This window comes from Asticcacaulis sp. DW145 (assembly GCF_037101385.1).
GTDB lineage: Bacteria > Pseudomonadota > Alphaproteobacteria > Caulobacterales > Caulobacteraceae > Asticcacaulis > Asticcacaulis currens.
The window spans coordinates 324,093-348,183 of sequence record NZ_AP029024.1; the positions used below are offsets into that span (position 1 = coordinate 324,093).

Annotated in this window: 22 protein-coding genes; 5 read left to right on the plus strand and 17 right to left on the minus strand. The window is 59.9% G+C overall.

Annotated features, from left to right (window positions below; genetic code table 11):
• Positions 1 to 2 precede the first annotated feature (2 nt).
• From AACH73_RS01470 to AACH73_RS01495, 6 genes are all read right to left on the minus strand, one after another.
• A complete protein-coding gene (locus AACH73_RS01470) occupies positions 3 to 1,448 on the minus strand; it encodes a pilus assembly protein CpaE (protein ID WP_338735194.1) in 1,446 nt (481 codons plus the stop codon).
• 8 nt (positions 1,449 to 1,456) lie between these two features.
• Positions 1,457 to 2,143 (minus strand): CpaD family pilus assembly protein, encoded by a 687-nt coding sequence (locus AACH73_RS01475; RefSeq protein WP_338735195.1) that lies wholly within the window; start codon positions 2,141 to 2,143, stop codon positions 1,457 to 1,459.
• Between the two features lie 11 nt (positions 2,144 to 2,154).
• Positions 2,155 to 3,585, minus strand: a complete 1,431-nt coding sequence (locus AACH73_RS01480) for a type II and III secretion system protein family protein (protein ID WP_338735197.1) — start codon at positions 3,583 to 3,585, stop codon at positions 2,155 to 2,157.
• Positions 3,586 to 3,611: 26 nt separating this feature from the next.
• A complete protein-coding gene (gene cpaB / locus AACH73_RS01485) occupies positions 3,612 to 4,523 on the minus strand; it encodes a Flp pilus assembly protein CpaB (RefSeq protein WP_338735198.1) in 912 nt (303 codons plus the stop codon).
• A gap of 154 nt (positions 4,524 to 4,677) precedes the next feature.
• A complete protein-coding gene (locus tag AACH73_RS01490) occupies positions 4,678 to 5,202 on the minus strand; it encodes a prepilin peptidase (RefSeq protein WP_338735199.1) in 525 nt (174 codons plus the stop codon).
• Between the two features lie 354 nt (positions 5,203 to 5,556).
• Entirely contained in the window at positions 5,557 to 5,724 is a 168-nt protein-coding gene (locus tag AACH73_RS01495) for a Flp family type IVb pilin (RefSeq protein ID WP_338735200.1), read from the minus strand.
• A gap of 376 nt (positions 5,725 to 6,100) precedes the next feature.
• Between AACH73_RS01495 and AACH73_RS01500 the strand changes: the two genes are divergently transcribed.
• From AACH73_RS01500 to AACH73_RS01510, 3 genes are all read left to right on the plus strand, one after another.
• The gene (locus AACH73_RS01500; RefSeq protein ID WP_338735201.1) at positions 6,101 to 6,526 is read left to right on the plus strand and encodes a pilus assembly protein N-terminal domain-containing protein; all 426 of its coding nucleotides are present in this window, start codon (positions 6,101 to 6,103) and stop codon (positions 6,524 to 6,526) included.
• A 129-nt stretch (positions 6,527 to 6,655) separates the two neighbouring features.
• The gene (locus AACH73_RS01505) at positions 6,656 to 7,147 is read left to right on the plus strand and encodes a TadE/TadG family type IV pilus assembly protein (protein ID WP_338735202.1); all 492 of its coding nucleotides are present in this window, start codon (positions 6,656 to 6,658) and stop codon (positions 7,145 to 7,147) included.
• Positions 7,147 to 7,692, plus strand: a complete 546-nt coding sequence (locus AACH73_RS01510; protein WP_338735203.1) for a TadE/TadG family type IV pilus assembly protein — start codon at positions 7,147 to 7,149, stop codon at positions 7,690 to 7,692. Before AACH73_RS01505 ends, AACH73_RS01510 begins: the two co-directional genes overlap by 1 nt.
• A gap of 3 nt (positions 7,693 to 7,695) precedes the next feature.
• On the opposite strand, the gene AACH73_RS01515 is transcribed toward AACH73_RS01510, so the two are convergent.
• The 3 genes from AACH73_RS01515 to AACH73_RS01525 form a co-directional block, all read right to left on the minus strand.
• Positions 7,696 to 9,093 carry an anthranilate synthase component I family protein gene (locus AACH73_RS01515; RefSeq protein WP_338735204.1) on the minus strand — a complete coding sequence of 466 codons (1,398 nt, stop codon included), beginning with the start codon at positions 9,091 to 9,093 and terminating at the stop codon, positions 7,696 to 7,698.
• Between the two features lie 263 nt (positions 9,094 to 9,356).
• Positions 9,357 to 10,814 (minus strand): S41 family peptidase, encoded by a 1,458-nt coding sequence (locus tag AACH73_RS01520; protein ID WP_338735206.1) that lies wholly within the window; start codon positions 10,812 to 10,814, stop codon positions 9,357 to 9,359.
• Between the two features lie 110 nt (positions 10,815 to 10,924).
• Positions 10,925 to 12,064 carry a peptidoglycan DD-metalloendopeptidase family protein gene (locus tag AACH73_RS01525; protein ID WP_272739967.1) on the minus strand — a complete coding sequence of 380 codons (1,140 nt, stop codon included), beginning with the start codon at positions 12,062 to 12,064 and terminating at the stop codon, positions 10,925 to 10,927.
• Positions 12,065 to 12,189: 125 nt separating this feature from the next.
• Here AACH73_RS01525 and AACH73_RS01530 point away from each other — a divergent pair, with 125 nt between their 5' ends.
• Positions 12,190 to 14,367, plus strand: a complete 2,178-nt coding sequence (locus tag AACH73_RS01530; protein WP_338735207.1) for an FdhF/YdeP family oxidoreductase — start codon at positions 12,190 to 12,192, stop codon at positions 14,365 to 14,367.
• Between the two features lie 69 nt (positions 14,368 to 14,436).
• A complete protein-coding gene (locus AACH73_RS01535; protein ID WP_338735209.1) occupies positions 14,437 to 15,264 on the plus strand; it encodes an alpha/beta hydrolase in 828 nt (275 codons plus the stop codon).
• Here AACH73_RS01535 and AACH73_RS01540 read toward each other — a convergent pair.
• The 8 genes from AACH73_RS01540 to AACH73_RS01575 form a co-directional block, all read right to left on the minus strand.
• Positions 15,253 to 16,428 (minus strand): Yip1 family protein, encoded by a 1,176-nt coding sequence (locus tag AACH73_RS01540; RefSeq protein ID WP_338735210.1) that lies wholly within the window; start codon positions 16,426 to 16,428, stop codon positions 15,253 to 15,255. The two genes, AACH73_RS01535 and AACH73_RS01540, sit on opposite strands and share 12 nt — an antisense overlap.
• Before the next feature lie 71 nt (positions 16,429 to 16,499).
• The gene (glp, locus tag AACH73_RS01545) at positions 16,500 to 17,723 is read right to left on the minus strand and encodes a gephyrin-like molybdotransferase Glp (protein ID WP_338735211.1); all 1,224 of its coding nucleotides are present in this window, start codon (positions 17,721 to 17,723) and stop codon (positions 16,500 to 16,502) included.
• Positions 17,720 to 18,286 carry a molybdenum cofactor biosynthesis protein B gene (gene moaB / locus AACH73_RS01550; RefSeq protein WP_338735212.1) on the minus strand — a complete coding sequence of 189 codons (567 nt, stop codon included), beginning with the start codon at positions 18,284 to 18,286 and terminating at the stop codon, positions 17,720 to 17,722. Before moaB ends, glp begins: the two co-directional genes overlap by 4 nt.
• A gap of 1 nt (position 18,287) precedes the next feature.
• Entirely contained in the window at positions 18,288 to 19,301 is a 1,014-nt protein-coding gene (gene moaA, locus AACH73_RS01555) for a GTP 3',8-cyclase MoaA (protein WP_338735213.1), read from the minus strand.
• Positions 19,302 to 19,409: 108 nt separating this feature from the next.
• Positions 19,410 to 19,835 (minus strand): GNAT family N-acetyltransferase, encoded by a 426-nt coding sequence (locus tag AACH73_RS01560; protein ID WP_338735214.1) that lies wholly within the window; start codon positions 19,833 to 19,835, stop codon positions 19,410 to 19,412.
• Entirely contained in the window at positions 19,832 to 20,668 is an 837-nt protein-coding gene (locus AACH73_RS01565) for a prolyl oligopeptidase family serine peptidase (protein WP_338735215.1), read from the minus strand. Before AACH73_RS01565 ends, AACH73_RS01560 begins: the two co-directional genes overlap by 4 nt.
• A gap of 80 nt (positions 20,669 to 20,748) precedes the next feature.
• A complete protein-coding gene (locus AACH73_RS01570; RefSeq protein ID WP_338735217.1) occupies positions 20,749 to 22,188 on the minus strand; it encodes a mannitol dehydrogenase family protein in 1,440 nt (479 codons plus the stop codon).
• 121 nt (positions 22,189 to 22,309) lie between these two features.
• Entirely contained in the window at positions 22,310 to 23,797 is a 1,488-nt protein-coding gene (locus AACH73_RS01575; protein WP_338735737.1) for an altronate dehydratase family protein, read from the minus strand.
• Positions 23,798 to 24,091 lie beyond the last annotated feature (294 nt).

Genomic DNA, 24,091 nt, shown 5'->3' on the forward strand with positions numbered 1-24,091 from the left:
CCTCACTTCTTCTTCGGGAAAAATTTCCCGATCAAAGAGGAAGAGGCGGCCTTCTTCTTCGTTTCCGGTGCCCGTCCCGTAATGGTGGCCGTCAAGGTCAAAAGCGCCTCGTGGGCCTTGGAGGCGGGGGCGCATTCAGCGATCATCTGACCATTATTGGCCGCCTGGCCGAAGGTCTTGGCATCGAAGGCGATGGTGCAGACCGGGGCGACGCCCAGAGCCGCCGTGAAATCCTTAACCGGTATTTCCGGGCGGCCTGGCATATCGACTTGGTTAAGGACAACGCGCGGCGGATTGTCATTCGGCCGGAAAGACTTGAGTAGTTCGATCAGGTTCTTGGCATTGCGCAGTGATGCCAGATCGGGCGTCGCGACAATCACCACCTCGTCGGCGGCGATCAGGCATTTTTTGAGCCACGGCGTCCATATGTGAGGCAGATCCATCACGATAAACGGTGCAACTGAGCGCACCTTGCGCGTCACCTCTTCAAAGGCTTGCTCGTCTGCTAGATAGTCCTGGTCGAGCGAAGCCGGAGCGGAGAACAATGACAAACGCTCGGTGCAACGCGTCAGCATCCGATCGAGCAGTACCGGATCAAGGCGTTCCGGCTCATTGAGCGCGTCCGCCATGCCTTGCAGCGGGTCCTGATTGAAGTCGAGGCCGGCGGTGCCAAAGGGTAGGTCATAATCAGCGATGACCGTATTAGCCTGCATGACTTCCGACAGGCTGTGCGCGAAATTATGCGCCAACACCGATGAACCCGCCCCGCCGCGTGCGCCGATGAAGGCGATGGCACGACCTACGAAAGGCGTTTCCGGATCGTTGAACAGGGTGGCAATTGACTTGATCAGTTGCAGCGGTTTGACCGGTGCCACCATATATTCCGACACACCCTGACGGATCAGTTCGCGGTACAAAGAAATGTCGTTGTGCGCCCCGATGACCACCACCTTGGTGTTGGTGTCGCACACTTCGGCCAGACGGCCGAGCTGCTCCAGCAGGCCGTGGGCCGTCTGGCTGGACTCCACGATCAGGAGCGAAGGCGTGGGTTCATGCTGATAGGCGGCGATGGCTTCTTCGATGCCGCCGCGACGCACGAGGGATTGGGCACGTGCCATGCGACGGTCCAGTGCCGCGGTATCGCAGGCCTGGAGCGTCGTGTCATTTTCAGGGAAGAAGTGAATGCCAATGCGCGGGATCGACACCGCGCCCAGTTCGTCGCCCATAAGTTCGGACACACCCACTTCTGCACCCGAGAACCCCGCAGTAGTCAAGGCCTGACGCGTGAGGCCTGCGGGAGGTGTTAGCGGTTGCAGGTCATCATCTGGCAGATCTTCAAAGGGATCGCTGAGGTCAATAGCATCTGCTGCTTCATAGTTCTGTGTGAAGCTGTCGTCGGCATCGTCGAAATCTTCGAATGGATCAGGCTGTCTGGCTTGAGAGGACATGGACGATCTCACTTGAGGGCCTGGGCGATATCGCTCTTGGCGGCTTCATCTTTTGCCGCCGAAGTGACTTCACCCTTGCGATACTTGTCGATGATGACGCTGCGGCGCCCGGCATCGCCCGGAACCGCCGGTTGAGGACCCGCGATGTCGCGTGGATCGTCGATCTGCGCGGCCAAATTGGCATTAATGGCGCAACCCATATTCTGCGGCATAGCGTTATGTCGGGTGGCCGTCAGGTTTTCCCACTCGAGATTACATGCCGTCACCGAAGCCCGGTATTCATGCGTGATCAGGCTGACCACATCGGCGGGCTGATTGTCGGCGGTTGTTTGGGTCACGACATTGGGGCTGACCTGATGGTCGTTGAGATAGGCGCGAATGGCTGATCCGGCGCGCAGGGCATCGGGCGTATTGGCAGTCAGAATGGTGATGTCCATCGCTCCGCCACCGTTCCAGCTGGCTTTATGCGCCAGTTGCTCAAGTGCGCGTCGCTGATTGTCGGACAGGCCACTTTGGGGGTGAATCTTGAAATGCAGAGCGTCACTGCGTGACTCCGCCGTCATCGGATATTGGTCGAGCGGCGTTACGGCCTGAGATTGCGGCGTCGGAGGTGCGTCGGTGGCGCACCCCGAAATCAGGGCCGCACCAAGGAGCAGGGCGGTGAGTCGCAAGGGGGCCGGGCGGTTCATGAGCATGTCGCGGGTTCCTATTCGATCACATAGCCAATGGGGGCCTTGTAGCTTCCGGCCGGTGGCGGCGCCTCGGCAACTTCTCCGCGCTTGGCGCGTACGGATTTATTCAGGCGGCCGAGGAAGACGGATTCGAGGTCCGAGGCGACCTGGAAGTTGTCGGCGGGCGTCTGGAAGGTATCCGGAGATTTGGCCGAGACAATGTAGGGGGTAACGATGACGACCATTTCCGTCTGCTGATCAAGGAAGTCGCGCGAACGGAACAGTGCCCCCAGCACCGGAATCGTGGTCATACCCGGCAAAGAGTCCACGCTTTGCTTATATTTCGATTGCAACAGGCCGGCAATCATCAGCGCGCCGCCGGAAGGTAGTTCGACTGTCGTTTCAGCACGGCGCACCGACAGTCCGGGAATAGTGAAGGTGTTATCAAGCGAGAAGGCCCCCGTGTTGACGACTTCCGAGACTTCGGTCGAAAGTTTCAGCGAAATCGTGCCATTCGAGAGGACCACAGGGGTAAAGCCCAGACCGACGCCGTAGGTCTTAAATTCTACGGTGATGCGGCCTTGCGCATCCTTGGCAACTGGAACGGGGAACTCCCCCCCGGCCAGAAACTTGGCTGATTCGCCGGAAACGGCGGTGAGATTAGGCTCTGCCAGTGTTCTGACCAGACCGACGCGCTCGAAGGCCTGAAGCGAGGCCGACAAAAGCTTGTCTTTATACCCAATCTGCATGCCGCCTAGGGATTTGCCATTGGTGCCATAGGTCGGAGTGTTTTCAATGCCGTATTGGACTTCACCGGTTTGACCGGACAGGCCGTTGAAGTTGAACCCCAGTTGCTTGATCGAGGATTTCTCGATCTCGACAATGCGCACCTTAAGGCTGACCTGATCCTTACCGGCAATGGCCAGCATGTTAATGATGTTTTCTGGCTTTTCCGCAAAGGCTACGGACAAGCGCTGAATAGCCTCGGATTCGCTGGCGCTCGACACTACACCCGACAGGATGACGTAGCCATTAACGCTCTGCACCTCGACATCCGACTGCGGATAGAGCTTGCGCACGGTATCGGACAACTGATCGGTCGAGACGCCTACCCGGACCTGAAGGTTGAGAATCTGGCGACCGGCGGAATCAAAGAAGATGGCGTCCGACTGACCGGCCGCGACGCCCAGCACAAAGATGCGGCGAGGCGTGCGCAGAACGGCATCGGCAACCGCGGGATTGGACACGAAGACATCGGCGGCATCCACCGGCAGGTCGATGACCGCTGAGCGCCCCTTGGCCAGATTAAGCACCTGCGTGCGCAGGCCGGAAGTCTGGGTCTGGACCGACATGCCGCCGCCAACGGCGCTGTAAGGCTTCGGTGCGGCCTGAACGCCGGTCGCCGCCAGAGTGCTGATCAGCAAGCCGGCGGCAAAAGCGGTGAGGGCGGGACGGGGCCGGGCCATGTTAAAATGCCTCTTCATCGAAACTCTCATCGGGTTACCGGCACATCCGTGCCCTGGCCGTTGCGATAGACGACAACTTTGTTACCTGCGCCTGAAGCTGTCCCCGCGCGGCCGGACGGCCCTCCAGCATCGGCATAGGAACGCAACATCAGTGATAGCGGCCCCTGCGCCTTGGCCTGCGCCAAAGCCTCTCCCTCATCCGGGCGGACCTCCAAAGTGGCGGTTGCACCGATGACCGATGGCTGGTCAGACTTGGCTTCGACCGTCTGGTCGACGGCCAAAACCTTAACGTTTCGCAGAACCGGTTTGGCCACGTGAGACGTCTGACCGTTGGTTTGAACTTCTGTCGAAACCACTATATCGACGCGGTCGCCAGGTAGGATAAAGCCACCCGCCGTGCTTTCGACGGTGACCGGCACGGCCATGGCGCGCATGCCGGGCGCCAGCATGACAGCCATAAAGCCTCCAGCGTCAGCGCGCACGACCTTGCGCGCGACGATCGGTTCGTTGGCAAGCATCTCTTCGCGGACAACCCCGCCCAGAACGGCATCCATACCACGCGTCGGGTTCAGCGCCTTATCGGCGGCCTCGGCCACCTTTGCCGCGCCTGCCTGGACATTTTTTTCGAGCGCCTTGTCTTCAGAAGACTTGGCTTCGATGGGGGCGACAGGCGTCACGGGCTTGTCAGTAAAATATCCCTCGCTGATACCGTCCTGCGGCCACGTCTTCCAACTCAGATCGGCTTCAGCGATGCGTTCACCGACTTTCAGATGACGCGCCGCGACCAGCACCTTGACCGTTGGTGCGTCGGCGGTGACTTTTTGTGGGGCATTCGCGTCAGCAGAGTTGCTGCCGCCGATCATACCGCGCACGACCAGTGCCAGAAGTATCGCCGCAATCGCGGCGATGCCGACTACGACAAAACGTGACGCCTTCATGGAGAGTCCCTTCAATGCCCCGGCGGCGTTCTGGCGCGCGCGGAAAGCCAGTCAATTGGCAATTGCCATGAATCTTGGCTTAACGGTGGTTAACGGGAGCCTAAGGAAAGGTGTGAGACGGGTAAAATTGTCCGAATGCTAGGTAGCAATCGGTCTACATCGCTAGCTTATTTAGAAGCGGCCAAAGATCGCTGCTCGGAATCGACAGTAGGCCGCCCACGCAGATCGCGACACCATAGGGGATGTCGCCTTTGGGTTTTAATAGCGTCTGTATCCACTCAGGCAGAGTGGGTGTGTAGATTTGCAGAGACTGGCGCGCGAGTAAAAGCATAAGGGTGAACGCCCCACCTGCTATTGCTGTATATGTGAGAAACGTCACCATGCCTCCGAGTCCAAACCACAAGGTAGTCGCCGCAAGGAGCTTTGCGTCACCACCACCGATCACTCGAAAAGCGAAGCCTGCAAAACCAACGAATAGTGCTGCCATGGCAAGGCCAACGTGAACAAGAATGTCGCTAGGATCTAGGCTTAACAGTACGGCAACAGGGAAAAAGCTCGCAAATAAGATGAGATTTAATCGGTTTGGGATTGTCATAGTCCGTAAATCACTGGCTGCCGCCCAAATAAGGCACGCGGGAAGGGCTAAACCAAACAACATCGGAATGGCTGCAGGGTGCATATATATCTCGGAAACTATGGTTTGTGCTGCAGGTTAGCATCAGCACCGTTAACATTGTCTTCTAACGGGCGCTGAATTGCACTCGTTTGAGCGAAGGGAGGAATACCCCTTAATTTACGCTTCCGATCCTTTCGGAAATGGTCGTGTAGAGAACTGTGAAGCTATCGCCCCAAGCTTTGAAGGCCGTCAATAGCCCCATCACCAAGAGAGCGCCTAGGAGCGCATACTCTACAGCTGTGGCGCCGGTCTCGTCAGAAATAAAGTCGCGTAGCTTAAGCATTCCTATCTCCAACGAAAAGAGGCCACAGGCCGAAGCCTGTGGCCCTGGGTAGATTGAGGGCGAACCCAGAATCTTTATTGCGGCATCGCAGTCGAGATTTTCGTGAAGGTACCTTGGATCTTGCCCGACAACGTGCCGAGCACGGTGACGAGTGCGACAGCAATCAGAGCGGCGATCAGGCCATATTCAATAGCAGTAGCGCCCGATTCGTCGTTAGCGAAGTTCTTGATAAGATTGGTCATGAGAGTCTCCAGTAGAATATAATGCAGAGCAAGTGAGGTTCAATTTCGGACCGGGGGGTGAGTTGTTTGTCTCACTTGCTCCCGAACACGAGAACAGACTATGCAATCGCAATTAATATGAAGTAAACATCGACCAAAAAACGAAATTTTTATATAGTTAAAACAAATTTAAAGTTAACTTCAATTAAGGTTAACCTTTGTAAATGACAATTAATATTGAAATGTATACAGATTTTTTGATTAATATTGTGTTTATCATTTCTAAACACATTCTGTTTACCATCATTCCTAACTTGACGCTCATAGAGCTGAGCTAAGCCGAACAATGGAGCTGAGGTCTTGGTAGGGCCAGCGCTCTCTTCAGGCGGAGATAGGTATGACCAAGACAATTCTATCGATTGCGATCATCGTCGTAGCGGGACTGATACCGATAAGTGCCGACGCGGCCAGCAGGATTGTGATTGAGAAAAACCATAGTGCCAGAGTGGTTTTGCCGGCATCCGCTGGATCTGTCGTTGTTGGTAATCCGGATATAGCCGATGTTACAGTCGTCGACTCTCGCACGCTTTATATTATAGGGCGAGGATTTGGCAGATCTTCCGTTTCTGTCACCGATGGTGCCGGGCGCAATATTTTCGATGCCGATGTGATGGTCGGCACGCCTGTCGAAGGGGGGGTCACGGTCTTCAAGGGACTGAAGTCAACGACCCTGATCTGCGGGCGCACCTGTATTGAGCAGACCGAAGGCATGCAGTCTTCAACGCAAGCGACCTCTGTTGCGCCGGCTGCTCCTGCCAACTGATGGCAGAAAAACTTAACTGCCTGTTGACTCACATTGTCTAGAATGTACCCAACATTCTTGTATGGGACCAAACAGGTGCGAAATCTACGCAACATTTCTACAAGGTGTTGGCCGCGTCGCCGACCGTGTTTGTGGCGCAATCGAGATGGTGCAACTGCCGTTGAATTTGCGCTAATAGCCTTCCCATTTTTCGGCCTTGTCATGGGTTGCATCGAGCTTGCAATTGTTCTGGTTGCCGGTGTGTCTCTTGATTTGGCTACAGCCAAAGTCTCTCGCGAAATCCGAACGGGTTTGGTGAGCAAGCCTGTTAGCGCGAATGAGTTCATTGCCAAAACGTGCGCGGAAATGGCTTGGCTGGGGTCAGATTGTACGGCGAAACTGCGCGTCGACGTTAGAACCTTCGACTCGTTTAAACTGGTCAATCAGGCGCCCGAAATAATTGTAAACGGCCAATTTCAGAACACATCCTATCAGGCGGGAGATGGCACCAAAATCCAGCTCGTGAGGGCGTACTATCCATGGAAGGTTTTTAGCCCGTTTCTACAACCGGGTTTTACGGCACTCAGCAGCGGAGAAATGGTCATTACCTCGAGTGTTGTTTTTAGGAATGAGCCTTTCTGATGCTGATCCAAATACAAAAACGCTTAAGATTATATGCCCGTTCAAACCGTGGGACAGCGGCGGTAGAGTTTGCAATACTCGCGCCTCTTCTGATTATCATTTACTGGGGCTTAGCTGACCTTGCCATTGGGATGACTGCGAACAGGAAAGCCGCTCATCTCACGGCCACGATGGGTGATCTGGTTGCGCAATCTGAAAGTGTCACAACCGACAATGTGAATGATATATTTGAATTGGGTAGCAGCTTACTTAAGCCGTTCCCGGCTGGAACTAAGCTTCAGATAAGAATATCAAGTGTCACCCGAGACAGTGTAACGCAGATTATAAAAAAGGACTGGGATCAGCGTCGGAATTGGCAGGGGACTGGTGACGTCGACGTGAGTGGGTTGACTACCGACCAGTTGCCTGTCGGAGAAAGCCTAATAATTACAGAAGTTGTGTACGATTTCACGCCTCCAATTGCACAGTTCTTGCCGGTAAATACGACGTTTAAGAAGAAGGCATTCCACCACCCGCGTTCGGGTTCGTACATCCCGCTAAAGTGAGGGCTAAAGCCCTTGCTCCAGCACGCGCCGGAACAGGGACAGCTTGGTTTCGGTTTCGCGCCGTTCGTCGGCCGGGTCGGAATCGGCGACAATGCCGCCGCCGGCACTGACTCTCAACTGCCATTTGCCCTGTGGATCGCGTTCAAAAGCCGCCGTGCGGATCAGCACATTGGAATCCATCGCGCCCGATGCATCGACCCAGAACAGCGACCCACAATAGGGACCGCGCGGCGCTTCCAGCGCCTGAATGACCTTCATCGCCTGCACCTTCGGAGCGCCGGAAATCGAGCCGGGCGGGAAGGTGGCCAGCAGCACATCGGCGGGCGTATATCCCGCCTTCAGTTGCGCCGACACGACCGACACCAGATGGTGTACGTTCGGATAGGATTCCAGGGCATTCAGGGCCTCAACCCGCACCGAACCGACCACCGCCACTTTCGACAGGTCGTGCCGCATCAGATCGACGATCATCAGGTTTTCAGCGCGGTCCTTGTTGCTGTTCAGCAGATCCTGACCGAGGGCCGCGTCGGCCTGTGGTGTGTGACCGCGCGGGCGCGTACCCTTGATCGGCCGCGTTTCCATGCGCCCGTCGGCCTCTAACCGGATAAAGCGCTCGGGACTGTTCGACACGACGGCGCGGTCGCCGAAGCGCACGAAAGCCCCGAAGGGACTGGCACCCGCTTGGCTCAGAGCCCGCAAAACCTGCTCAGGGGTCAGGCCGGGCTTCAACGCCCCGCACCAGCCTCGCGCCAGATTGGCCTGAAACAGGTCGCCGGCGTGAATTTGCGCCACCAGCATCGCCACCTTGGTCTCAAAATCTGCGTCTAGCGTTTCGCTGATCAGTGGCGCGTCCATCAGGGCGGCGGGTTGTGGGGCGGAGGCCGCGGTCTCGATCCGCGCCGCCAGGGCCTCCGCTCGCTGGCGCGCCTCCTGCGGTGTCGTCCCGCGTCCCAGAACCAGACACCGTTTCTGATGCAGATCGAACGCCAGAACCGCAGAAAAGCGCATCAGCACCAGTTCAGGCCACGCGTGCTGTCCCAGATGAAAGGCGCGCTTTGCCAGGTTCTCCAGCCGTGGCCCCAGTTCAAACCCGGCCAGCCCGATCAGGCCGCCAGTGAAGGGCGGCCGGTCTCCCGGATCGTCGGCGTGGATAACTGTATCGCACAGAACCTGCGTGCAGGCGCAGCGAAGCACCTCTTCCGGTCGGCGCGTGTCGTCGAAGGCGAACACCTCCGTCTCATCGGGGTCCAGGCATAGCCACGACCAGCGCCCCAGCGCTCCGCCATCGGACAGGAAACCCGCGCATTGATCCGATGTCAGCACAGTCCCGAAAAAGGTTTCGGGGGTCTGGTAAGGCAGACAGAGACTGTGCAGATACTCAGGCGGGGCGGGGGTCATCATTGTTCACGGCGGGCGGGCTCAACTCTCACGGCAACTTGATTCGCCCGTTAAGCCATTGAGGATCATTATGATTGCAGGTTCCGCCACACAAGCCTGTCTTTTCAGACAATCGTTGGCAAGTAGGGCGACTGGCCTATGGATGGAGGTCCATGAGATGTATCCTGACGCCCGGTGCCAAAGCATCGGGCGTCTTTTTGTCTCTAATACGCTCCCCGCCCATCGCCGGATGCAAAAACCCCCGCCGATGGGCGGGGGCTTAAGGCTTACTTCGGTTTCGACGGGGTAGAGGATGCAGACGATGGACTGCCCGCCGGGGCCGCAGGAGCCGCCGGCGAGACCGGGCCCGCCTTGGTCTTTCCAGCAAAGCGCTGGGTCGGCGCATCAACCAGATCCGACATGGCCAGTTTCAGACCGCGCGGGTGGGCCGCCGCCATCTTCACATCACCGCCATAGTTCAGCACGTCGATGGCACGTGCCAGTTGGAAATCGCCCGTCTTGACATCGTAGGAGTCCGGCGGCACTTCGGACACGACGTGCGGTTCCTGACGCTTTTTGCCTTCGTCGGCATCGAGCGCGTTCTTGTAGTCCGCTTCGGAGAAGGAATAGGCGCGGTTGGCGATCACCCTGGCCTGATCGCGCGATTGCGCTACTTCCAGATCAGGTTCGATACCGGTTTTCTGGATCGAGCGTCCCGACGGCGTGTAATAGCGGGCAATCGTCATCTTCACCGCGCGGTTTTCGCCCAGATTTATGACGCTCTGCACCGAGCCCTTACCAAAGGTGGTCAGGCCAACGGTCGAGGCCCGCTTGTGGTCCTGAAGCGCGCCCGCCACGATTTCCGCCGCCGAGGCCGTCCCCGGATTAGTGAGCACCACGATCGGCTTGCCGTTCATGATGTCGCCCTTATGGGCCTGATAACGGGTAATGTCGTCCGGCTTGCGCCCGCGCTGCGACACCACTTCGCCGCCTTCGAGGAAGAGGTCAGCGACGCCCACCGACTGATCGAGAAGGCCGCCTGGGTTGTTGCGCAGATCGAGGATAAGGCCCTTCATTTGCGGGTTTTTGCTGCGCAGATCGCTCAGGGCGTCATAGGATTCCCGCGCCGTATTTTCGTTGAAGTTCGAGATGCGCAGATAGCCGTAATCGCCCTCCATGCGCGTCTTAACCGACTTCACATTAATGACTTCGCGCTTCAGCTTGACGTCAAAGGGCTCGTCCTTGCCTTCGCGATAGATGGTAAGCGTCAGGTCGGTATTGGGCTCACCCTTCATCTGCGATACGGCCTCAGTGAGGCGCATCCCCAGAATTGAGGTGCCATTGATGGCGGTAATGAAGTCGCCCGACTGGATGCCCGCCTTCATGGCCGGCGTGTCGTCCATCGGGGTGACGACCTTGACCGCGCCGTCTTCGGACTGCACCTCAAGGCCGATGCCACCGTAGGCGCCCTTCGTGCGTTCCTGAAGATCAGTGAAATCATCCGCCGACAGGTAGTTGGAATGGGGGTCGAGTGAGGACAGCATCCCCTGAAGCGCGGCTTCGATCAGCTTTTTGTCGTCCACCTCAACCACATAGTTCTGCTTGACCAGCGCCACCACGTCGCCAAACAGCTCAAGCATTTCATAGGTATCGGACTTGGGCGAAAAGGCCGGCTGATTGGCGTAGGCCACCGCACCGATGCTCAGGGCCAGAGCGGCGACGCCGCCCAGGAAGTAATTTCTCATATAGTCCTCTTTGGAGCCACCTGGCTCCGTAATGGTCACTGCCCAACGGACGGTGGCACAGACGCTCACTCCCCATACTACAGGCTTTTAATGTGGCGTAAACAGGGCCTTTACAGCTTGCTCAGATCGAAGCCGGTGGCCGGGTTGACAGGGTTCTCGCCCTTGCGCAGCTCCATGTAGAAGACCGTCGGCTTATCGGTCAGATTGGGTGTGCGCCCAAGGGGTTCGCCCCTGGCCACGGTGCGGTTGGGATCGACATAGACGCGCCCCAGCCCAGTCATGACGACCCGATACTCATTGCCGATATCCAGAATGATCACCTGCCCATATCCGTTCAGCGGTCCGGCATATTCGATGCGGCCATTGCCGGGGCTGCGCACCTGTGCCCCCGGCGAGGTTTTCAACCGCAGCCCCCGGCTCGTCTGACCGTCCACCGTCTCGCCATAGCTGGCGGCCTTTTCGCCGACGACGGGCAGTTGCAAGTCCAGCGTGCGGCTCTGGGCCGGGCGCAGCGGTGAGGGCAGGCCCAGCAGGGTCCGCTGCCGGGCCTCGAGCTCCAGATTGCGCGCCTCAATGGCGTCGGCTTCGCGCAGAAGCTGGTCCTCTAGCGCCGCCCGATCGGCCATCAGGGTTTCAAGCTGCTTTTGCTGCTCCGACACGTCGCTTTCGGAAATAAACAGTGCCTCGTTCTGCAAGGCCGCCTCACGACGCACACGGATCAGGTTGCGGTTTTCCTCCGACAGGACAGCCGCGCGCTTTTTCAGCTCCGGCGTAATCTCTTTCAGCAATATGGCCGCGATCACCGCGTCATTGGCCTTGCGCGTCGAAACGAAAATCGTGGGTGGCGGGTTGCGCGAATAGATCTGTAAGGCGCTTAGCAACCGCGCCTGCTTGTTGCGCAACGTCCCCAGCCGTCGTGTCATATCGGCCTCAAGCAAGCTCAGCGTCTCTAACCGTGCCCGATAAATCGCTGCGCGCTTTTCCGACGCGCCCTGCGTGCGGGCAATGTCGATCATCTGCGACCGCAGGCGTTCCATTTCCTGCGCGATCTCCCGCGCCGATTGATGTTTTTGCTCGCGCTTTCGGGCGTTGGTGCGCAACTCCGCCCCCAGCGTGTCCAACTCGGTCTGCGCCTGCTTGCTTAAGGGCTTCTGCACAGGCTGCGCACCCACCGTGCCCGTGCACAATAGCACGAGCAGCGTCAGCGCCGCCGGCTTTGCGGCACGCAGCAGGGCAGGGTAAGGGATCATCGGCTCAGGCTAAAGGGAGAAGGTTAATTCGCCGTTAGGGGAGGTTAACCTAAATCCGTTCTCAGGAAGGATCAGGACCACGGCGGTACATTCCCATATCTCATCGTCGGGTGTAAACTGCCCCCATGAACAGACCGACCCCCAAACCCGTTGTCGGCGGTGGTGCCAAGAAGGTGCTCTACGCCCTGAAGACCGCCACGCGCATCGGCCTCGACAACACGGTCAAGGCCCTGACGGCCAAGAATGCCTGCAAGGCCTGCGCGCTGGGTATGGGCGGGCAGAAGGGCGGCATGACCAATGAGGCGGGCGAATTCCCCTCAGTGTGCAACAAGTCCATTCAGGCGCAATCGACCGATATTCAGCCGGGTATCCCGCCAGAGGTGATTGACCACAGCCTGTCGGACCTGCGCGAGCTGGACGGTCATGAGCTGGAGCATCTGGGGAGGCTGGCCTTTCCCATCTATAAGGCGGCCGGCTCGGACCGCTATGTGCCGGTGGACTGGGACTTTGCGCTCGATCTGGCGGTGCAGCGGTTTGCCGCGACGAAGCCCGAGCGAAGCTTCTTCTACTCATCGGGGCGTTCGTCGAACGAGGCGGGGTTCGTGCTGCAACTGCTGGCGCGTCTTTATGGCACCAACAATGTCAATAACTGCTCCTACTACTGTCATCAGGCGACGGGGGTCGGGCTCGACAGCACCATCGGCACCGGCACGGCGACGGTGGAGATGGAAGACCTCGACCGCTGCGATTTCATTCTGGTTATCGGGGCCAATCCGTCGTCCAATCACCCGCGCTTTATCCACAAACTCAAAGGGGTGCGCGATCGCGGCGGCGAGGTCGTGGTCATCAACCCGGCCAAGGAGCCCGGGCTGGTGCGCTTTGCCCTGCCGAAGAGCGTGAAGTCGATGGTATCGGGCGGCGACTGGATCGCCTCTGACTATCTGCAACCCCGCATCGGGTCGGACCTTGCCGTAGTGAAGGGGCTGATCAAGGCGGTCCTGGAGAATGGGGCGCAGGACGACGATTTTATAACCGATCATACAGAGGGTTTTGCGGCCCTGCGCGCCGATATTGCGGCCACCGCATGGGCGGAAATCGAGGCGCGTACGGGTCTAACTCAGGCGGATATTGAACGTGTAGCGGGTATTTATTCGCGGGCTAAGTCGGCGGTGATCGCCTGGGGCATGGGGATTACGCACCATTTGAACGGCGTCGATAATGTCGAATATATCGCCAATCTGTGCCTGGTGCGCGGGCAGATTGGACGGCCGGGCGCGGGACTCCTGCCTCTACGGGGTCATTCCAATGTACAGGGCATAGGCACTATCGGTGTCAAGCCCGTGCTGGCGGCTGAAGTGATGGCACGCATGGAAGAGACCCTGGGGGTTGCTCTGCCGCGCGAAAAAGGCCTCGACACCATGCGCGGCATGGAGGCGGCGCATCGCGGAGAGATCGACGCCGCCCTTATCATGGGCGGTAACCTGTACGAGGCCAATCCTAACAGCGCCTTTGCCGAGGCGGCCTTTGCGCGCATCGGCTTCAAGCTGTTCCTGACCACCACGCTCAATCGCGGCCACGTCCACGGTCACGACGACAGCGAAGCCCTGATCCTGCCAGTCACCGCGCGCGACGAGGAGTGGCAGCCGACGACCCAGGAATCCATGTTCAACTTCGTGCGCCTAAGTGACGGCGGCATCTGCCGCCTAAAGTCGGTTCGGCCGGAAACGGAGATATTGTGCGAGCTGGCGCGGCGGCTCCTGCCAGACAGTCCGGTCGATTTCGAGGCCTTCAAACAGCACCGCACTATCCGCGAAGCCATTGCGCGCATCGTGCCGGGTCTGGAGGATCTGGCGGATATCGACATCGCCAAACGCGAATTCCATATCCGCGGACGCATTCTGCACGCACCAGAGTTCAAAACCAAATCGGGGCGCGCGCACTTTGTCGTGCGCGACCTGCCTCCGGTGAAGGGGGGACTGCTTCTGACCACGGTGCGCTCAGAAGGGCAGTTCAACTCGATCATCTATGAACGTACCGACAGCTATCGTGGCATGGACCGCCTGGACGTGATGATGAACCCCGAAGACATGGCCGGGCTTGGTCTCAGAGACGGCGACGCCGTGGTGGTGGAGTCCGAACACGGCCTGATGAACGGCGCGCGGGTGCGGGTCTTCGATCTGGCGCGCGGCTCGGTTATGGCCTACTACCCCGAAGCCAATGTGCTGACCGCTACGGCGGTCGACCCGCGTAGCCGCACCCCGTCCTTCAAGGCCACGCCTGTGCAGGTGCGAAAAAACGCCTAACCTTCCCTTGTAATCTCTCTGTCACCATCCCTAATGATAATAGGCGCGGACAGACGGATGGGGGCACAGATGAAAACGCTGATGATGTGGATCAGGCGGTTCCTTATGGCGCTGATCCTGATGGCGGGTCTCGCCTATGCCGGGGCCTGTGGCTACCTGTTTGCGGTGCAACGCGACAAGCTCTACATCACGCCGCACGCCGATATTCGTCCAAACGTCTCTGAAGTGCCCGGCATCCGGGATATTCGCTTGAAAACCCCCGATGGCGAGACGCTTCAGGCCTGGTATCTGCCGCCGGCGCACGGGCGGCCCCTTTATCTTTTCTTCGGCGGACAAGGGCGACGGCTGGACCAACAAAGCCACCGCTATGTCGAAATGCACAAACGCGGTGACGGCTTCCTGGCTCTGGCCTATCGCGGCTTTTCGGCTTCAACGGGAACGCCGACCGAAGACGGTCTGTTCATGGATGGACTGGTCGCCTACGACTGGCTGAAACAGTCAGGCTATCAGCCGCAACAGATCGTCATTCACGGTCATTCACTCGGCTCAGGTGTGGCGACCTACGTGGCAACCCAGCGTCCCGCCAAAGGCCTGATCCTCGAAGCCCCGTTCACGGCGGCGTCCGACGTGGCGCAGGAGCGTTACCCCTACATCCCGGTGCAATGGCTGATGCTGGACAAGTTTGCTAACCGCGACCGCATCGGCTTTGTGCATATGCCGATCCTGATTGTGCACGGCGACCGCGACGACATGATCCCCTTTGCGCACGGTGAGCATTTGTACGCGCTGGCCCCGCAGCCCAAGACCTTCAAACGTATGGCGGGCGAAGGCCATTCGACCCTCACCCGCACCGGTATCTATGGCGTTTATGACAACTGGCTTAGCTCACTTCACTAAGCTAAGCGCCTGACCCTCGTTGATTGCGGCCACGGCGGCCTTTAACGTTGCCATATCGGCATTGCCGCTGGCCTCTATCACCAGCCGCTCACCAATGACCACCGAATAGCTCCCCGACTGCGAATCCCCATCCCACTTCTCGCTGATAATCTTGCCCTTGTCCGAGTGGACCTTTTCGTAGCTGTTGCCGCTCTGGCTGGACGAAGAGACGTTCATCGCCGTGCCAAAGGCTGCCAGCGCCCCCATTGCCCCGATGTCAGACACCTTCAGCTCAACGCGCTTGTCGCCCTGCGCATAGACGGCGTGTGCCTCCGAGGCCGAATAGCTGCCCGTACCGCCGCCCGAGGCCCCCGCCTCGCTCTTGGCCGCGCCGATGAAGGTGGCAGGCAGCAGGGCATCAAGCTTGGCCGGCTCCACCGCCGGGGTGGCCTTGCCCTCTTCCATGGCCTTGGCCGCGGCCTCCATCTTCTTCGCGGCCGCTTCAAGGTCGTTACCATTAACCTGCACCGAGCCGTTGGGCGTGTCGACCTTCATCTGACCGGTCAGGTTCGGTGCCCCGCCCGCCATCATCCCAGTTGCCATAATTGCTCCGGTGATGCCGCCGATGATCAGTTGAATGACGATCATGACCACGACGACAACCGCCGTGTAACCCATGCTTTTTTCTTTGGGCGACTGCATAAGGCGCGGCAAGCCGGTGTACAGCAGGTAGAGACCATAAAGCCCCAGCAGACCCAATACCCCCAGCATCGGCAGCAGGGCAAAAATCCCCGCCAGCCACCCCGCTGTCATCGCATAGGACGCGACCTTGAAGGCCTGCACATCGTTTTTGACGCCGCCAAAATTGGGGGCCAGCGCGTTGATAACAAAGGCAGCGATGTAGACCGACACGATCGACAGCACATAGCCCAGCACCGCGATGATCATGCCGCTGACGACCGGCAGTTTGCTACTAATGCCCATAAAGGACATGCCGACCAGACTGTTGCCGACAAAGCCGGCAATGGCCGGGATGGCCGCCAAAATCATCACATAGCCGGTGGTGAGGGCGGCCTTGCTGGTGGGCTCAGAGGCGATTGTTTCCCACTCTGGCGACGGGCGCAGCAAGATGCCCCTGATGCGGTCCAGGATCGGCGGACGGGTGGTGGCTTCGACGGTCGACATGAAAACTCCCCTGAGAGGTGAAAAAGTGATGCATAGTCGGTCAGCCGATGGCCGGGGTCAATCGCGTGTTTTCAGTATCTGTCCAGGGCCACATAGGCCAGAAGATCGCCGGCTCTCGCTGCCGTTGCGTGCGGCAGGCGACGGATGAGCACGTCGCTTTGGGCGAAGACGGCGATCAGGGCCGAGTCCTGATCGGCAAAGGGCCGCAGGGCCGGGCAACCCTTGTCATCCGTCACAATGCGCCCCCTGAGCCAGGTTTCGCGCGGACCGTTGGCGGCAATATCGACGGCGGCGGGCAAACTTAAAACCGTGTCGCGTCTGACTTGCCCTAACGCGGCTTCGATCCAGGGCTTGAGGAACAGTTGCGCGCAAACCATGCTGGAGGCCGGATTGCCGGGCAGGCCAAGCACGCGACGACCGTCATTGAGCGCACCCGTCCAGGTCGGCTTGCCGGGCCGGATATTGACGCTGCCAAAGTCGATACTGAGCCCCAGCCGCTCCAGCGCCGGTTTGACGAGATCATAGTCGCCGACACTGGCCCCGCCGATGGTGACGATCAGGTCGGCCTCTGTGTCTTTCAGTGCGTCGTGAATACCGTCCAGATCGTCGCTTTCGACACCGACAAAGCTGGCCTTCGCCCCCCACTGACGGCACATGGCCAAAAGCGCAAAAGAGCCGGACTCAAAAATCTGATCCGCGCGCGGCTCGCTTCCCGGCGCGACCAGTTCATCACCGGTCGAGAGGATGGCAATGCGCGGCCGGCGCGCCACCCTCAGTGTCTTTTGACCCGCTGCCGCCGCCAGAGACAGCCGCCAGGCATCGAGCCGCAGCCCCACAGAGAGCAGTTCGTGCCCGGCCTTGAAGTCCTGCCCTCGGGGGCGGATGTGCGTCTTGGGGTCGTTCCAGCCGTCGGGCTCAATAAACACACCCATCTCGGTGACGCGGACATTTTCCTGAATGACTACGGCCTTGGCCCCGTCGGGCACCGGTGCGCCGGTATAGATGCGCACACATTCGCCCCATTCAATGCGACCTTCGAAACGGCGCCCCGCAGCGCTCTCACCTATTAGGCGCAAGGGTGCGCCCTGCGCCACCGGGTCGGTCAGCGACTTACAGATGGCATAGCCGTCCATGGCCGAGGCATCAAACGGCGGCTGGTCGCGTGTGGCGATGACCGGCTCGCTCAGAACACGGCCCAGCGCCTTCGACAAGGCAACCTTGCGCGTCTGCGGCGCCGGAGCGACCTCGCGCATAAAGGTGACGGCCTCGTCAACGGTGATACCCTTGCGCGTCATTTTTCCAGAAGCCTCGGCATCAGTTCGACCATGTTGCACGGGCCGTGGCGCGAATCGAGCTGCCAGCGGATGACCTTGTCCCAGCCGTCTTTGCACGCGCCGTTCGACCCCGGCAGGCAGAAGACGAAGACGCCGCGGATGATCCCCGCCAGCGCCCGCGATTGCAGGGTGGACAGGCCCACGGTCTGAAAACTGACCATATGGAAGATGGTCGAAAAGCCGTCGATACGCTTGTCGAACAGAGGCTCGACCGCTTCGGGGGTCACGTCGCGCCCGGTAATGCCGGTGCCGCCGGTCGAGATGATGACATCAACATTGCCTGAGTCGATCCAGTTGGTGATGACGGTGCGAATATGGTCCTTGTCGTCGCGCACCAGTTCCCGTGCCGCCACATGATGACCCGCCGCCGTGATGCGCGCGCCCAGAAGATCACCCGAGGTATCGGTGTCGCGCGTGCGACTGTCCGAAACGGTAAGGACGGCGATATTGACCGGCGTAAACGGACGGTCAGGGTCGATGCGCCCCGCGCCGATGTAGGATTTTTCTTTATCCGTTAGTTCCATTCTATCCTCCGGTGACGGACATGGTCCGGCGCGGTGTGTAGGCGGTTGGCGGGGCCTGCCCCCCGATGAAAAAGTCGTGCGCCTTCGGTTTGTGGCGCAGGGCCTCGGACATGGCCGCGCTGAGGGCGGCATTGCTGGTGTCTTCACGCAGCGCGGCCCGAAGGTCGACATGATCGTCCTGCCCGAGACACATGTAGAGCTGACCCGTGCAGGTGATGCGCACGCGGTTGCAGGTGTCGCAGAAATTATGGCTCAACGGTGTGATCAGGCCCAGCCGCCCGGCGGTTTCGGCCACGTGGTAATAGCGCGACGGTCCGCCCGTGGTGTCGCTCAAAGGCGTGATGTCCCAGAAGCTATGCAAATCGGCCATCACGTCGCGTAGCGACACGAACTGGTCTTCGCGCCCGGAAATCTCTTCACCCAGCGGCATGGTCTCGATCAGAGAGATGTCCATACCGTTGGCGTGGGCAAAGCGGATCATCTCCGGCAGAGAGTGGCGATTGTCCTGCTGCAGGGCGACCGTATTCAGCTTGACCTTCAGGCCCACTTTTTGCGCCGCCGCGATGCCATCCAGCACTTTTTTGATATCTCCACCGCGCGTAATGCGGCGGAAGGTGTCGGCGTCCAGACTGTCGAGCGAGACATTGATCCGCCGGATGCCGGCCGCCACCAGATGCGGCGCAGCCTCAGCCAGAAGTGTGCCGTTGGTGGTCAGGGTCAGCTCTTTCAGGTGGCCCTTATGCACCTGCGTGCCCAGACGTTTCAGGAAGTCCAGAATACCCCTGCGCACCAGAGGCTCCCCGCCCGTGATGCGCAAGCGTGTTACCCCCTGCTCGATCAGGAACAGGCAGAGGCGATCAAGCTCTTCAAAACTCAGCAGATTTTCGCGGGGAAGAAACGTCTGTCTCTCCGACATGCAATAGGTACAGCGCAGGTCGCAGCGGTCCGTCACCGAAATCCGCACATAGGAGATGTGGCGGTTGTAAGCGTCGGTCAGGGCGGGTTCAGAACGCATGTCTTTGAATAGCCGGAAAATTGCGGTCAGGACAAGGGCTCAGACGGCAAGGTCCGTTTTCGAACGGGCTATGCGTCCGGATAAGGCGTCCCCGACCACAGGTACGCCCTATTGCGCCATGTAGATGATCGGATAGGGATTGCCGGCCGCGTCGGTCTGCGACCGCCCCGTCACCGTAAATCCGCATTTTTCATAAAAGAGGACATTGCCTGTCACCTGTTCGTTGACCTCGACGATCAGCGGCCCTTTCAGCGCGCGGGCATGGGCGATCAGGGCGCGCCCCACACCGTGCCGTTGCTGCGCCGGATCGACAAACAGCATGGCCAGCGTGTTTTGACCCGCCAGCACGCAGAAGCCGGCGGGGGCACTGTCCTTTTCTGCCACCCACACTTCGCCATCCATCAGCCCGGCCAGCAGGTAGGGGCGGTAAAAGTCGATATCGCCCTCGGCGAGGAAGTCGTAGGCGGCGCGCACCGATTCTTCCCAGATGCGCGTCAGGGCGGCGACGTCGGCGGTGGTTGCGGGGCGGATCACCCCACCAGTACCTTGTCGATCCAGCGGGCCGCCAGCGAGGGCCACTGATCGTGCGTGCCGTCCAGCTCACGCAGGGCAAAGCCATGCGGGGCTTGCGCGAAGATGTGGGCATCGACCTCGCTGCCCGTCTGCTGCATGGCTTTGATCAGGTTCAGCGCGTGATCGACCGGCACGACCTGATCGTGCAGGGCGTAGGCTAAAAATATCGGCATTCGGGGGATACCGTGTGGCTCGGCGGTGATGCCGATGGGCCAGGCGTCGTAAAAGGCCTGCTTTTCGGCAGGCGGATAGTCCGGTTTACCCGCGGGCGCCTTATAGTCGCGGTGATTGGCATTGATCGGGGCATAGGCGATCAATGCCCCTTTGGCCTTTTGGGAATGGTCCTGACAGGCCATGACGCCCGCCAGATGCCCGCCCGACGACAGGCCCACGTGCAGCAGCGGCAGAGGCGCCAGGCTTGCAAGATAATCGAGCGCCTTGAGGCCGTCCGTCAGCGCAATGTCATACGGCCACACACCGCCGTCCGCATCCGCTTGCCCGGGCATCCGGTGCGTCAGCACATAGGCGTCGATGCCCTGCGCATTGAGCCACAGGGCAACCTCTACCCCCTCTTTGTCATGAACAAGATGGATATAACCGCCCCCGCCATAGACAAGGGCCCTGGCCCGCGCGGGAGCTGGAGCCAAAAAAACGCTCATTTCTGCGCGCGTGATGCGCTTATGGATACGGTCTGGCCACGCCCCCTCCGGCGCATTGGCCGCCCCGTCGGATAGTGCAATCACACGATCCGGCAGTGGGGCTTCGACGGGCAAGGCGGGGGTGGCATTTGGCATGGGCTTGTCCTTTTTATATGGGGCAAGCGGTACAGAAGAGGCGGGAAGGGGTCAATCTTCTATGCCTCCCGGCGATGTGATTACGCGGCCACCTGTTCACGCGACAGAAGCGTCTGATAGGCCCCTTCGACGGCGGCGATGACGCGGGAGTCATTCGCCAGCGCTTCCGGAAAGACCTTGCGATAGGCGAGAAAGGTCGCCACGTCCGACAGGTCGTCTTTCAGCCCCTTGCCCATAGCGATCAGCTCATCGGCCAGCGGATCGGTGATCGTCTCACCGGCCACAGCCTTCGCGCGGATAAAGCGCATCCATGCAGCCAGTGGCACGCCAAAGCGGCTCACCTCCTGACCCTTTTCCAGCGCCTCGGACAGCGACGACAAGAGGCGGATCGGCAGCTTCTGCGAGCCGTCCCAGGCGATCTGCGACAGGAGGTGACGGATGGCTGGATTGCGGAAGCGTTTCAGAATCGCTTCGGAATAGGCGGTCAGGTCGAGGCCCTTGGGCGCTTCCAGCAGCGGCACCACGTCGCTCAGCATCAGATCACGCGCCAGTTGGGCCAGCTCAGCGTCCTTCATCGCTTCCGACACGCTCTCGATGCGCTTGTGCAGGCCAGTATAGGCGATCGTCGAGTGCGGCCCATTGAGCAGGCGCAGCTTGGCGCGCTCATAGGCCGGGACATTGTCGGTCAGGATAACGCCGACTGAGGCCCAGTCGGGACCGCCGTCGTGGGCGTGTTCCTCGATCACCCACTGGGTAAAGGCTTCGCGCTGGATCGGCCAGGCGTCTTCGAGGCTGATCGCGGCCTTGACGCGCTCACGCAGGGCGTCGTCGGTGGCCGGAGTGATGGAGTCGACCATGGTGCAAGGGCAGGCGAGATCGGCCTCGATATTCGCCGCCAGCGTGGCGTCGAGTTTGTCCACAAAGGCGACCACAGCGGCCTTCAGGCGGTGGCCATTCTTGGGCAGGTTATCGCACGGGATGAGCACAAAGGGGGGCAGGCCGGCCATATAGCGACGACGCAGGCCTTCGGCCACATAGCCGATATAGGATTTCGGGGTCTGAGGGTGGGCCAGATCGTGGACGATATCTGGATGGGCGAAATCGAGTTCCCAGTTGGGATCGAGACAATAGCCTTTTTCAGTCACGGTCGAAGTGACGATCTGCACTTCGGGGCGTGTCAGGCGCTCCAGCACGCCTTCGATGTCTTCGGGCCCGACCAGCACTTCGCGCATCGAACCGAGGACCTGGTATTCGATCTTTTCATCGAGAATAGCCAGCGTGTAGAGACCGTCCTGCGGGGCCAGCGCATCGCGCACGCCCTTCGAATGCAGCGACACGCCGCAGATGCCCCAGCGCGGGTCTGTGGCCAGCAGGGCATCGACGAAGGCCGCCTGATGGGCGCGGTGAAAGGCACCGGGACCGAAATGGACAATCCCGACCGAGACCCTTGCCGGATCATAGGCGGGTTTGATGACATCGAACTTCAGGGCGTCGAGCGTGGCAAGCGACAGGCGGGTCATGCGATTTCTTTCGGGCTATGAAATTAGCTAAACTGTGAAAATTCCGATGGACCGTCCCAGGGAATTATCTCTGTTATAACGGACGCGGTGCATAGGGGAAACGCCGCTTTCCCCATGATACCTACAAAGTGACGCCATTCTTCCAGATGGCGATTTCCCGCTCGTCGTTCTTTTCGTTGTTGGACCGTTCGCCCGACGCCACGCGCAGGATGAGATCGATCAGATCATCGGCGGTTTCGTCCAGCGTCTTGCCCTCCAGCGCCTGACCGGCATTGAAGTCAATCCAGTGCGGTTTCTTTTCGGCCAGAGCGGTGTTCGAGGCGATTTTCAGCGTCGGGGCGGGGAAGCCCAGCGGCGTGCCGCGGCCCGTGGTGAACAGCACGATTACGGCCCCGGCCGCCGTCAGGGCGGTTGAGGACACGGCGTCATTGCCGGGCGCTTCGAGGAGCGACAGCCCCGGCTGCGTGGCGCGCTCGCCGTAGCGCAGCACCTCGGTCAACTGGCTGAGGCCGCCTTTTTGCACGGCCCCCAGCGACTTTTCTTCGAGCGTGGTGATGCCCCCGGCCTTGTTGCCCGGTGACGGGTTTTCAAACACCGGCTGATTGTTATCGAGGAAGTATTGCTTGAAGTCGTTGACCACATCGACGACCTGATGAAACACCCCTTCGTCCCTGGCGCGGGCCATCAGGATGCGTTCGGCCCCGAAGACTTCCGGGATTTCGGTCATGATCGACTGACCGCCGGCCAGCGCCACAATGTCGGCCACCCGCCCAACCAGCGGATTGGCGGTCAGGCCTGAAAAGCCGTCCGAGCCGCCGCACTTGACGCCGATGGCGAGGTCGGAGACGTTGCACAGTTCGCGCTGATCCTTTTCGACCACCTTCACGAGTTCTTCCAGCGCCTCAAGGCCCGCCTCGTGCTCGTCCTCGACCATCTGGGCGGCGAAATATTTGAGGCGGTCGGGCGTGCGGCCTTCGATCTCACCGATCAGAGCGCTGAGCTGATTGTTTTCGCAACCCAGACCGACGATCAGCACGCCGCCCGCATTGGGGTGCGCCGCCAGCGCCGCGAGCAGCTTTCGCGTATGGTTGAGGTCGTCGCCGAGTTGCGAGCAGCCGAGCGGATGGGTCAGGGCATAGACGCCATCGACGCGGCCCTTGAAGCGCTCGCTCGCCACCCTGGCCAGCCGCTCGGAGGTGCGCGCCACACAGCCGACTGTGCATAATATCCAGATTTCATTGCGGATACCGACGCGCCCGTCCGCGCGGCGATAGCCCATAAAGGTACGCGTATCGGGATGGGAACCCGGTCCTTCGGCGGTCACGGGCGCGTAGTCATAGTCTTCGACCCCGGTCAGAGAGGTGGCCAGATTGTGTGTGTGGACGTGGTCACCCGCCTTGATCGGCGCGATGGCGTGCCCGATGCGGAAGCCGAATTTCAGCACCGGCGCGTCCACCGCGATGTCACGCAGGGCGATCTTATGCCCTTTGGGGATGTCGGTTCCGAGCGTCAGTTGCACATCGCCAAAATCCAACACCTCCCCGGCGCCCAGCGCTTCGACCGCAATCGCCACATCGTCAGTGGCGTGCACGCGCACATAGCGCACCATAGCCGGGGCTTTGATGTCCTTAGCGCCAAGGGCCGCGCAGGCGGAAGAGTCGTCGGGCATAATCGCTGGCTTTCTGACGCCCGTCGCGCTCTGACCCGAGCCCGCGAACGCTGTTTTTATGTTGACGGTTGGTAACCGGTGTCATACCTCTGAAAGCGGTACATAGGCAAGAGGCGTAACAGAGCTACGGACGGAAAATCTGCGTGCTTGCCCGAAAGTGCGCTTTACCGCTAAATATAACAGATAAAACGGACTTTTGTATGGGGCCGTTTCGTCATTCAGGCCGGAAGCAAA